This window comes from Paenibacillus sp. P2(2022), assembly GCF_029522175.1.
GTDB classification, from domain to species: Bacteria; Bacillota; Bacilli; order Paenibacillales; family Paenibacillaceae; genus Paenibacillus; species Paenibacillus polymyxa.
In genome coordinates this window covers 13,983-24,887 of sequence record NZ_JAKWFI010000002.1, presented here as the reverse complement: position 1 = coordinate 24,887, position 10,905 = coordinate 13,983, and the positions used below count along the sequence as shown (strand labels likewise).

General features: G+C 44.2%; 14 protein-coding genes. 1 reads left to right on the top strand and 13 read right to left on the bottom strand.

The window, feature by feature from the left end; genetic code table 11:
- From MMB75_RS07205 to MMB75_RS07150, 12 genes are all read right to left on the bottom strand, one after another.
- A complete protein-coding gene (locus tag MMB75_RS07205; protein ID WP_068941133.1) occupies positions 1-1,686 on the bottom strand; it encodes a terminase large subunit in 1,686 nt (561 codons plus the stop codon).
- Positions 1,680-2,564, bottom strand: coding sequence for a phage terminase small subunit (gene terS, locus MMB75_RS07200; protein WP_068941130.1), 885 nt, complete (start codon positions 2,562-2,564; stop codon positions 1,680-1,682). The genes MMB75_RS07205 and terS overlap by 7 nt, the downstream gene beginning before the upstream one ends.
- A gap of 66 nt (positions 2,565-2,630) precedes the next feature.
- Positions 2,631-3,131 carry a hypothetical protein gene (locus MMB75_RS07195; RefSeq protein ID WP_068941129.1) on the bottom strand — a complete coding sequence of 167 codons (501 nt, stop codon included), beginning with the start codon at positions 3,129-3,131 and terminating at the stop codon, positions 2,631-2,633.
- A gap of 145 nt (positions 3,132-3,276) precedes the next feature.
- Positions 3,277-3,495 carry a hypothetical protein gene (locus tag MMB75_RS07190; RefSeq protein WP_014599851.1) on the bottom strand — a complete coding sequence of 73 codons (219 nt, stop codon included), beginning with the start codon at positions 3,493-3,495 and terminating at the stop codon, positions 3,277-3,279.
- 137 nt (positions 3,496-3,632) lie between these two features.
- Positions 3,633-4,937 carry a site-specific DNA-methyltransferase gene (locus MMB75_RS07185; protein WP_222821866.1) on the bottom strand — a complete coding sequence of 435 codons (1,305 nt, stop codon included), beginning with the start codon at positions 4,935-4,937 and terminating at the stop codon, positions 3,633-3,635.
- Between the two features lie 109 nt (positions 4,938-5,046).
- On the bottom strand, positions 5,047-5,175 hold the full coding sequence (locus MMB75_RS07180; protein ID WP_277507350.1) for a hypothetical protein: 129 nt from the start codon (positions 5,173-5,175) through the stop codon (positions 5,047-5,049).
- 326 nt (positions 5,176-5,501) lie between these two features.
- Positions 5,502-6,083: a hypothetical protein gene (locus MMB75_RS07175; RefSeq protein ID WP_222821868.1), complete on the bottom strand. Its 582-nt coding sequence runs from the start codon at positions 6,081-6,083 to the stop codon at positions 5,502-5,504.
- Positions 6,084-6,834: 751 nt separating this feature from the next.
- Positions 6,835-7,434, bottom strand: coding sequence for a hypothetical protein (locus MMB75_RS07170; protein ID WP_029517861.1), 600 nt, complete (start codon positions 7,432-7,434; stop codon positions 6,835-6,837).
- 135 nt (positions 7,435-7,569) lie between these two features.
- Entirely contained in the window at positions 7,570-8,241 is a 672-nt protein-coding gene (locus MMB75_RS07165; RefSeq protein ID WP_222821869.1) for a hypothetical protein, read from the bottom strand.
- Positions 8,242-8,338: 97 nt separating this feature from the next.
- A complete protein-coding gene (locus tag MMB75_RS07160; RefSeq protein ID WP_261990987.1) occupies positions 8,339-8,824 on the bottom strand; it encodes an ArpU family phage packaging/lysis transcriptional regulator in 486 nt (161 codons plus the stop codon).
- Positions 8,825-8,909: 85 nt separating this feature from the next.
- The gene (locus MMB75_RS07155; RefSeq protein WP_261990988.1) at positions 8,910-9,035 is read right to left on the bottom strand and encodes a hypothetical protein; all 126 of its coding nucleotides are present in this window, start codon (positions 9,033-9,035) and stop codon (positions 8,910-8,912) included.
- On the bottom strand, positions 9,028-9,642 hold the full coding sequence (locus MMB75_RS07150; RefSeq protein ID WP_222821870.1) for a hypothetical protein: 615 nt from the start codon (positions 9,640-9,642) through the stop codon (positions 9,028-9,030). Before MMB75_RS07150 ends, MMB75_RS07155 begins: the two co-directional genes overlap by 8 nt.
- Positions 9,643-9,836: 194 nt before the next feature.
- Between MMB75_RS07150 and MMB75_RS07145 the strand changes: the two genes are divergently transcribed.
- Positions 9,837-10,127 carry a hypothetical protein gene (locus MMB75_RS07145; RefSeq protein WP_222821871.1) on the top strand — a complete coding sequence of 97 codons (291 nt, stop codon included), beginning with the start codon at positions 9,837-9,839 and terminating at the stop codon, positions 10,125-10,127.
- Between the two features lie 196 nt (positions 10,128-10,323).
- On the opposite strand, the gene MMB75_RS07140 is transcribed toward MMB75_RS07145, so the two are convergent.
- A complete protein-coding gene (locus MMB75_RS07140) occupies positions 10,324-10,887 on the bottom strand; it encodes a hypothetical protein (RefSeq protein ID WP_222821872.1) in 564 nt (187 codons plus the stop codon).
- Positions 10,888-10,905: the final 18 nt, after the last annotated feature.

The window sequence follows — 10,905 nt, the reverse complement described above, 5'->3', positions numbered from 1 at the left end:
TTATATCCACCCCACTTCCTCGTTGTAATCATCACGGGACTCTGCCCGCTGCTGCTGTTTCTTCTTGAACCATTCAAACCATTTACCAGCCACTTGTCGCACCTGCAATGCAATAGAATAAGCAAAGATTCTATCATCATGACACCCGCTATCTGCCTCAGCTCTGCCATTCTTGTCGATTAGCGTCATGCACTCGCTGTACAGTTCGGGGCAGTAGATATCATAGAGCTGGTCCCGAATCGCTTCCTTGAAGTCACTTATCATGACTGGCCGGGTCGCTTGGTTGGTATTCCAGCCAAAACTCTTCTTATGCATGAATAACAGCGGATAATGACAAGTATTGAAGAGTGTATTCAGCACCGATTCCCCAGTGTTGTTGTTCTCCACGGCCAATAGTGCAGTATTGTAATACAAACCAAGCGTGTTCAGCTTTTTACCATACAAGTCGGTGTCCCATTTGCCATGCAAAGCCGCGCACATTTCCCCTGTGCGCTCCTCAATGACATAAGCAGCATCATAGTCCCCGTCTTCCTTACCCTTGGCTGTATCGGCAGCCAGCACGTACCGTTTACCTTGTTCTGGCTGTCGATACATAACCAGCTCGCCAGAAGGCGCCGGGATGATCTTGTTTTTAACAAAATCAATTTCGTGTCGGCTACCAATAGCACTGATTGCATCTCGCAAACTCTTAATAAATTTGTTGTCGAAGATACCTTCACCAGATAACAGAAAGGCATCGTCGGGCTCAGAAGGGTACTCCTGATCAAATTGCCGTGGATCGCCGCCGCAGTCGTTCCGAATGGTATACCGCCGCCACTGCAATTGTTCATCGTCCAAACCATATTTCGCTTTCAGCTCCCGTTCTTCTTCGGTTAACTCAAAGCCTCGTGGTACCGGCTTGCGATAGTCGGGCATTTCGAACCACGCAAAAAAGAGCGGAGTAAAATCACTCTCGCCCTTAACGGCTGTATCCCACATTTTTTTGAACTCTTCCATGCCATTGGCGGTAGATTCGATCACACCCAGACTGCCGGGCTCTTTGGACAGAGCTGCCAGGAGGGACAGTAGATGCTTCTTTTTCTTCTTGGCTGGCCAAAATGCCACCTCTGAAGCATGAAGATAATGGATCGTATCCGAACGGGCAAGCACCCGGCTTTCTGCAGTCTGTACAGTGATCTTCGATTTGAGCCCCGGATTCTTACGGCGATCCGCTGTCCGAATCGTTGGATTCTCGAAGGTGAGTTTCTTAGCATTGTTCTTTCGGCTCATCGGCTTGATGATTGCCGGCACCTTTTCATAATAGAACTGGAACATGTCATAAAGGTTGCTGGAGGCATCAGAAGACTGCGCGACGATAAAGGCGTTCTTCGCTTCTTGCAGTGACGTGAAATAATAGATCAGTGCTTCCGTGACGGTGGAGAAACCCATCTGCCGGGCTTTAAGAATGATAATCCTAACAGGCTTGCCAGCTTCGATTTGCCTAAATACTTCACGGACAAATGTCCGTTGAGCATCATTGAGCGTTAGAGGCATAATACGACCGCTCTTCGTCTTGATCTTTAACATACGCCAGCAGAATTGTTCAAAGTCGGCTAAGATTCCTTTTAGCTCATCCAGTTTTTCAGGCCGATCCCTTAGCCGCCGCTTGGCTCGTTTTCGATGCTCCTTAGCAAGAGTAATTACCATTCGTCGTCATCTTCCTCATCGTCTTCATCGCCTTCATCCCCTTCCGCGCCGCCATAGCCTAATAACTTACGTTTCTCAAGCTCCAGCCGTTCGCGGGCTATCTCCAGCTTTTCTTCCTCCTGCTGCAAGCTGGCTATAAGGTTAATAACCCGAAGCTTTTTATCACGGGTTTTGACGAGCGCTTCCTCTTGCTTGAGAATCTTGTCCAGCTTGGAAGTAGTGACAGTCGTGATCTCCGTGACCTTCATACCTTCGGTTTCAACAGACAGACTGATTTGCTTGCCTGTCTTTGGGCTAGTATAAGGAACCTTGTCCTTGCGCTGGTGCAGCTCCTGTTTGATCTTCTTTTCCTCGTCGGTTAGACCAGCTTCAAGCTGTTTAATCCGGCGCATGTGCCGTCGCTCTTGGAGAGACAACATGATAAGTTGTTCGTTGAGCTGGGCCAAAGGGGAAGTATCAATCTGATCAAACAGCTCTTGCTCGTCTTCCTCCAAGGCATCCAGAAAGATAGTTTCATACATCCCCGTCTTGAGAGCCTTCTTGTTGCGATAGGGACCGCCCGGTCCACCACTATTCCCCTTGGCGTTTTGATTACCTGGGGGAGCACCGCCGCGATTGCCAACAGCATTTTTGTTCCCCTTTGGCGCTCCCCTTGGATTAGGAGCGTTCCCTTTCGTTCCATTTGGAACGTTCCCATTGGAGGAATCAAAAACGTTCCCATTCAATTCATCCTGCCAGCGATCCATAGACTTCCATTTGCGGACCCTTCCCTCAGGAATAGAAAGAGCGGCGGCGATGTCTTTTAGCTTCATCGTCCCGCCGCTCTCCAACCACATCTGTTTTGCTTTGTCCCGCTCAGGACTTCGCTCTCTTGCCATGCTACACAATCACCACCCCCAACAAAAAAAGCGAGCCTCATTGGCTCGCTTTCCCAGCAATTATATTTAAAAATTCGTATTAGTACTAGTCCGAACTCCGAGCTTTCCAGACATGGAGCCAGAACCACTACTTAAACTAACATAAAATTTCCCTGCGGACCACGCCTTGCTTGAATTTAATATTTCATCGAATGTTTTACCCGGTTTTACTGTTCCACTGTACTTTTCCGCACCAGATACACTTCCCTGATTTACGGTAAAGGAGATAGTAGTGTTTCCTGTATTTCTCAAGTACAGTCTTACATATCCATATCCTCCTTTAATGTCAAAATCAGCAGAATCATTAAATCCAGCTACTGGACGATCGACAATTTGTCCATCAGTAGCTTGTGGAGTAATTACATGGTCACCAGTAGGTGTAGTAGCTGGAGCTTGAGTCGCCGCAGACGATGTTGCGGAATCAGTTACAGCAGCATCTGAATCTGCAAAAATCGCACTGGGTACAGCAATAGCTCCCCCAATTAGACCTAGTGCCAAGGCTGGTGCAATAAAATGTTTTTTCTTCAAAGCTTATTCCTCCTATATTTGTATATTAAACTACCTCCTCATACTACTAAAAGATTCCATGTTTTTAATTTTTCTTACAATATAATCATAATCTTGTTTAATAAATCCATAATTATGAATCAACTAGCAAGATTATTATATGCTTTTACAGCTCGTCCTTCTGAAGCTTTATATCCAACTCAATCAGACGATCCAAGTCCTGGACCGTCTGCATTTTTATATTTCCAGCTTGCAGGTCTTTGACCCACTGAGCTATACCAGCTTTAACAATCTTCCGGTACTGCGCCTTGGATTCGAGGATTCCCTCGACGATCTCTATCTCACGTTGTAATAGTGCATCTTGGTGTTCGTTGTCTGTTCCCATTGTCGTATCCCTCGGCTTTCCTATATACTGGAATGCGAGATAGCGGATGTCTGCAAAATGCCACGCGTGGCGGGCCGCTATCTCAGCCGGGGGATACCCTGGGTGAATGGGAGGACGTTAGCGCGTCCTCCTTTTTCCTATGCTACGGGTTCATCCCGATGCAACAGGACTGGTTCAATACCAGTGCTCACCAAGAATCGCTTTTTGATTACATCGCAGAAGATCGGGTCCAGTTCCAATGTCCGGCATGTCCGGTCCATCTGCTCACAGGTCATGAGTGTGGAACCGCTGCCGCCAAAGAAATCGGCAACCTCGTCACCGCGCTGGCTGCTGTTTTTGATTGGGATGGCCAACAGATCAAGAGGCTTTTGAGTAGGGTGGACGTACTTATTCACATCGCCCCTCGAAACCTCCCATACTGTCTCGGGGAGCGGGTCCTCAACAGGCAGGCCAGCCTTCCATACCGTTGTCTGTGTCCGATCACCGTACCAAGCAGGAGATTTGCCTTTCATATGAGCATAAAAGACTGGTTCATGTTTGAAACGGTACTGTGCCCAGCCGAATGTGGCCGCATTCTTAACCCAGACACATTGTGTCCGGACGACGATGCTAGCTGCGTTCATCGCATCCTCGAACTCCCGCTGATAGGATGAAGGATGGAATACATATATAGCTGCAGTCGGCTGCATTACCACTGCATAGTTGGAAAAAACGGCAAACAAAAAGCCCGCGAAGTCCTCAGCGGGCATGTTGTCGTTCATTATGCTGCTACGGCCATCAGCGGCCAGACGCTCTGAAACACTCTCAACTGCCACATTATAAGGTGGATCAGTAACGACCAGCGCTGCTTTGGCCCCGTCCATTAGAAGTGCTACATCATCAGGATTGGTCGCATCTCCACAGACCAAGCGGTGTCGACCAAGCTGCCACACCTCCCCGCGCCTGGTCTCCGGCTCCTTGATTTCATCTAGAGCACGCTGGACGTCAAAATCATCATCGGTAACCGGAAGGTCCAAAGCTTCATCATGTGGCACAGCAAACTCTGCGGCCAAATCCTCAAACTCTTCCAAATCAAAGCCGGACAGGGCTAGATTAGCTCCACTCACCTGCAGATCATCAAGCAATCGATAAAGGGCTTGATCATCCCAGCTCCCGCCGACCTTATTAAGCGCCAGATTGAGAAGCCTTTCCTGCTGGTCGTCCAAGTTGACAATCGACACAGCCAACTCGGTATGCCCCAGCTCATTAACCATGATCTTATAGCGTTGATGGCCACCGACCATGTTCCCGGTGCGTTCGTTCCAGACAATGGGCTCAACATAACCAAAGGATTGGATGCTGGCTTTTAGCTTCTCGTATTCTGGATCACCTGGTTGCAGATCAACCCGTGGGTTATATGCTGCTGCGTTGATTTGTTCGATTGGTAGGACTCTGATTTCCACTAACTTCACTCCCTTAACAGTCTTTACCTCGCATTCAGGTAATCGAGTTTGCCCATAATACTTTTGAATTCAATTTAGAAAGGATGAAGAACAATGCCAAGTGAATTGCTCAGAACAGTAATCGAAGGATACCATGAGGCCCATTGTGATTTTCACGACTGCGAAATTGGACCGCACGTTCCATCACACGAAGCTTATATTGATCCAAGCGACCCGGGAATAATTCCGCCGCAACCATTCGCTAGTGCTCCAAATGGATTTCATTGGGCATTAAATCCAAGGCATGCAGATGAGCCAGGTGGTCATTTCCATAATGCTGAATGGGTACTTCATCACGAGCATCACTAATTTCTAATTCAAAAAGGGGAGATCCGTCGAATTGGACTCCCCCTTTGTGTTGAGTTGGTTTCCACTATTCGGGTGGGCGGCTGATAGGATGCCAGAGCGTGTGTATGCCCGCTCTCTGCTCTCTGCTGTACTCATTCCGGCATTCGTCCGTATAACAGGAAGAAGGCCCAAAACAGCTTGGATATTGTCATATGAGAGCAAAAGAAAAAGCGCCCTTCAAAGGCGCTCAGACTTTAGTTCTTCAAGCTGTTCAATAAGCATTTTAACATTGTGTTCCATCCCATTAGTTAGATGATCGTAATTTTCTTCGGTTAGAGTCTCCCACAAATGCCCAGTCTTACCAATGAAATTACCCACACTACCATATAACAGCTTGCACGCTGCTTCGTAAACTGGACTTGCAAGCAGGTTTATTTCGGTAGAACTAATGGTAGGTACCAATGTAGCATGTTGTAAATAAACTAAATGACCGTAAATTCTGCGTAACAAAAAAGTTTTGTCCCCTCCAATCCGATCCGCTAACAGATCAACGTGACTGGAGTAATCGGTAGAATAATCAAAGTAAAATCCAACAATTTTGTTGCCATTTCTTTGATAAAAAATCATAGCTTTAATGAGAGTAATTACATCGCCATATACAATTTCAGCACTGACCTTGATTCTTTGCTTTTGTTTCTCACCCTCCGCTTTTTTTTGTTGCTTCATTTGGTAGCTCGACGCAAAAAAACCGCCCGAAATCGATGCTGCGGCTCCGATAATTGCTCCGATGAATCCTTCACTTAAAAAATTCCATGCCAAAAGTAGTATCTCCCCTCTTACAAACATCGACTTAGTTGAATTTTACCTCCTTTTGGCATTGGGGTCTACTGCAAAACTGCTTGACCCCATCCCAGTTTCCCCATACACAACCCTTGCATTTTTTCGGCTGTTTTGGTGGGCCTTTCATGTATAGCAAAATTCCTTTCTTCTGCTTCTTCTTCAAGCCATTCAAACCTTTCAAGGCAATAAAAAAAAGCCACCAAATGAGTGACTTGTGTCCGCCTATGTATTTACAGCACCAATGCAACATAGGCGCTTATTTAAAACCCGAAAAAAGAAACAGCGATATGGTCTATTCCCACAAGTGGGATGCAAAACGCTGCGCTGTTGCATAAAAGCATTGTACTTAGTTACTAGAGAGGAAGAACAAGACCATTTTACTGAGCTGCCGAAATTCAAGTCAAAACACGAAACTTCGATGCAGCACAGAAATAGCGAAATAACAGAACAAAAGCTGCTCTTTCCTCACTTTTTCGTAATAATAATGACGCGTCGGGGAATTGAACCCCGCAAAATCTTTCGGACTGGGTCTGGTACGATGTTTCCGCCGGTTAGCAGTTTTCCCTCGGCCTGTACGAGCCGCAACAAAAAAGCCGGCACATTGACCGACCTCATCGCCGAAGTATTAGCACCTCGGTTCGTTCCTTATTTGATTTTCCATGATACAAATTTACCACATAAAAAGTCCAGTGGCGCTCCATAAAACGTTCATTTTTCATTCAAAAAACAATCACCTTTTAAATCCCCGATTCATGACCTTCCTCTTTGATCTTCTTTCTTCAACTTCTTCAAAAGCGCCATTTACATAAGCACTTATATACTTGTTCCATTTTTTTATATACAAGCAAACAAATATGATTGCGAAGGCCACTCCTAATACTACCCCTAGTGTAATATTTAGGTTTTGAAGGCCACCTCTCAAATCATCTAAAAGCGATGCTTGATCTTTCAAAATGTCTTTCGATAAAAAAGTCACTAACTTTTCTAAATCCTTTTCCTCCCCTATATTCTCTTTGTATAGCATCATCTTGGTTTCATGCCACCAATCAATAGGCTTAACCGATTGCTGCAAATAAAATGTTAATGGCATTAGGGCAGTTGAAAAAAATAATGAAATAATAGCCATTATTACACCAAGACTCTGACCCGAACTAGTCTGGACATTGATACTTGTCTTTATTGCCTTTAATTCATCATACGTATGATCGGCAATAAGTTTTCTTTTAAAAATCTCTCCTTTTTCCATCGAGATATCCCCAAATATAGATGGTTTGAGATCGTACTTGCCCTTTAAGTACCTGCTAGCTGGTCCTTTACCCGAAAAATTCACTCAAAAAAACTCCCTCTTTTATTGCTAGATTTTAAAAACTTGTTAACAAACTTCTACGATAGTTTTTTTAAAGTTTTGATGTCTTGTCGATAGCTGATTTAGTCAATTCAGCTAGTCTTAGATTATTTTGGCTCATCAAAGCTTTAACTTGTTTAAAATCCAATCACCATCTGTGTGACCAATTTTATTTCTTAACCAAGTAAAAATACATTCTCGTCTACTCAGTACCTTGTTGTGATGCTCTTTTTTATACCCGTTTCTAACTGCAAAATTGCAGACCTTATACTGTCCTCTCCCTGGCAAAATAAATTCTAAAATACTATATAAAATCATAAATTTAGCTATAGGATCAGTATTATTCAAAGCCGTTCTATATAGCTTCATATAATTTAAGTTTAAATTATTGTTTTCAAGGCTCCCCAATACATTTTCAATATCGCTCGATTCGATAGGCGACATAATTGAATAATTTACTTCCATCCTCGATATTATTTCTGACTCTACAAAACTGCTGCGGATGTATTCACTCCTGCCAAGCCCTATATCTTTTATATAAGAAAAATGGTTAAAAAATTGATCAGCTAGTTTATCTCCCAACTTCTCTGCCGACTCGAAAGAAATGCCTTTGGAAAAGTAAACCGAAATAATAACCTTCCCATTTTTAGGAGCATTCTTAGGATCACTAATAGGTTCATTAAGTGTTTTCACTTTTATGACTGAAATTTCAGTGGCTGAAGGAACAATCGAAAATTCTCCCTCTTGTAATAAAGAAACTGATTTAGCTGAATACATAATATAATTATCCATCTGGTCTCTCCTTTCATTCCATAAGTAATATCGGAAACTTTCCCATTGTAATATCTAGCGAAAAATGTCGAAAAAACAGACCAAAAAAATGGTCTGTTTAAGATACTGCCACTCCCTCGTTCTCTTCTCTAATCACAATAAGTCTTAACGAAGCTGCCAATATGCCAATTGCATCAGCCTTAATCCGTCTAAATGAGCTCTCACTAATTCCCATCTCTCCACAACTGATGTAATCAAACTCTCCTTCATTGTCCAGATAACTCCGTTGAATAACCTCACGCTGCATGCTAGAAAGCTTGCTCATTGCCATATCAAGTAACCGATCTTTAGCCTGAAGATCTGCTTCCTTGTCCACGTTGTATGTGGCAATTTCCTCCGTCTGCTTGCTGATCGCATTGGTGGATTGATGCTCTCTATAAGTATAGGACTGCGTTATAGCAGCCTCGCGCCTAACAAAACCAATCTGCCGATACTGCCGGACCGTCTCCAGATATTCTTCCACCGCAAGGCGGGTAGCTCTCTCATCAATCGGCAGAATGTTAAAAGTCAGTTGTAAGTTGTTTTTTCTTCTTTTCCCCATCATGTTCCCCTCACCCGTGGTATAATTTGGTGAGGTTTAAGAGTGATGACCCCCGCGAGCCCGGCCAAGGAATGCGGGGGTGTTTGTATTACTCTGGGATGCATGTCCCACAAAACTCCTGCCATTCGGCTCGGCAGTCTTCCAGACTCCATCCGTCTACTAAATCCTCAGGGTAACCATATTCCGACAATAATTGACGATAATCCTTAGTCATAGAGTGCTGCTCCTTTCGTAGCTCTTTGGTGCGTACTTCTGGATTGCGTGTCCTTTATGTCCAAGCTCATCAGCTCATGAACCACTCGCGTTTTCGGAATGCCAACCTGTCGGGCAATCTGCGACCGGGAAACACCTTGATTGTCCAGATCAATAATTGTCTGACTCACCTCGTCCGGCAACGGTTGGTAGAATCCTTCGATTAATGTATCAGGCCCTTTCTTTACTTCATTCTTAGGGCTAGGCTGCTTCGCATCCTTTATAGAACCTCCGGTACGATATTGGTGTTTAATCATGCCGTTGCCTCCCAATTTCATAGGCGCTGCACCCATTGCCGGGACTGGCTCTGCAAGGGCCTGCACGTTCGCCAACTCCCAAGCGTACTTACCATCGCTATAATCGCCAAAATAATACTCATTTTTACGAGCACCAGCCCACAACCTAAATTTCCCATTTTCAGCTTTAAGGCTGATAATACCGCTGTTGTGCATATATTCTACTTTGTAGCATTTAGACAAATGGGACGAAGCCACAATCGCACCCATCGACAGGTCAGTCAACGAAATAATTCCGTGTTTTAGCAGCACATTCTTAATGGTACGAGACAAGCACGCCTCACGTTCAAACATCTGCCCGACGTGAATAGCCAGTGATTCGCTATATTTAGTAGTCCATACATTAGTTGCTTTTTCTCCAAGACAATCAGTGTCGCCTAGGGTTGCATTATAGTTTTAGTAGCAAAACGACAAGTATAGAATATGTTGACTAATGAACCTATTCCAATCCTTTAGGAGGCCTATTTATGAACAAGGACCAACTTCTAACCAACTGGGCAAAAGTAAACTGGAGCAAAAATGAAACTCGTCAAACTGGTGGTAGATTCACACCCTACGTTGGCCAAATTGTTACAGCGACAGTAGATGGTATTGTATGGAATGAAAGAATCTTCATTCATAGTTCAGTCACTCTTTTGAACGGTCAAGAGTATGTTACATTTGCTCATGTCGGTTTTGATAACAATGGCGATCCTGGAATAAGAGTTCAACGAGACGTGAACGCAGAGAAAATTGTAATAGTTAGTAGCCTTGTTTAGTAGTTTTAAAATCTACCCTTATCCCTCTCACCGTACCATCTGTTGTGAGGGGTAAGGGTTTCCATCGTATAACTCAACAATGTATCACGGTACCTTTATTTACGCATATCCAAGAGCCTCTGAACCGCCGCATTAACATTTGCCAAGGTGCACACCTCCAAAGGGGGAAAGCCCCTATAATCTGGCTCATACAAGCTCACCTTGGTCTCAACTCCAAAAACTGCAAGTTAGACAGTTCTCCAATTCGATATTCAGCTTGAACCAAATCTAACAAGCCGAGTATTTGGAAGCTATGAGCTATCTTTTTTATCGCTGCCCTTCTGCGTTCAGCAAACGTACTCCCACTAATTGGGTACATGTCATTCCGGTAACCTTTCCCCATATATGACTGCGCTCCAAGGTACCTCGCACCTTTGATATACAAAAGTTCCATAATGGTTCGCTCGTACGGATTAACTAAGTTGTTAATGGAACTCTGTATAATTTGAGAGAGCGTGTTATACAGGAAGTAAAGCTCTGGGCGCTTATATTTGAGGATCATAGCCTTTGTTTGCCTAACATGACCTTTCTCTCCCTCGTAACTTTTCAGAGAAATGCTGGACTTTACAGCAAATTCATAGTCTCTGACTATTCTTACTAGTTGAGGATTTATTGAAAGCAGGTATTCTGTCTTTTTAAATTCTTCAGGTGACACACCAACTCGCTTACCTGCTACGTCCCTGAGGGCTCTATCTAATTCTGCAATTCTTATTTGAGCCAAGATCAACCTCCCCCTTTC

What these genes read in the sequence shown, in the direction of transcription:
- MMB75_RS07190 (WP_014599851.1), bottom strand. Translation starts at nt 3,495, where the DNA reads ATGGGAACAGACAACGAACACCAAGATGCACTATTACAACGTGAGATA.
- MMB75_RS07180 (WP_277507350.1), bottom strand. Translation starts at nt 5,175, where the DNA reads ATGGTTGCGGCGGAATTATTCCCGGGTCGCTTGGATCAATATAAGCTT.
- MMB75_RS07155 (WP_261990988.1), bottom strand. Translation starts at nt 9,035, where the DNA reads ATGACTAAGGATTATCGTCAATTATTGTCGGAATATGGTTACCCTGAG.
- MMB75_RS07160 (WP_261990987.1), bottom strand. Translation starts at nt 8,824, where the DNA reads ATGATGGGGAAAAGAAGAAAAAACAACTTACAACTGACTTTTAACATT.
- terS (WP_068941130.1), bottom strand. Translation starts at nt 2,564, where the DNA reads ATGGCAAGAGAGCGAAGTCCTGAGCGGGACAAAGCAAAACAGATGTGG.
- MMB75_RS07145 (WP_222821871.1), top strand. Translation starts at nt 9,837, where the DNA reads ATGAACAAGGACCAACTTCTAACCAACTGGGCAAAAGTAAACTGGAGC.
- MMB75_RS07205 (WP_068941133.1), bottom strand. Translation starts at nt 1,686, where the DNA reads ATGGTAATTACTCTTGCTAAGGAGCATCGAAAACGAGCCAAGCGGCGG.
- MMB75_RS07165 (WP_222821869.1), bottom strand. Translation starts at nt 8,241, where the DNA reads ATGGATAATTATATTATGTATTCAGCTAAATCAGTTTCTTTATTACAA.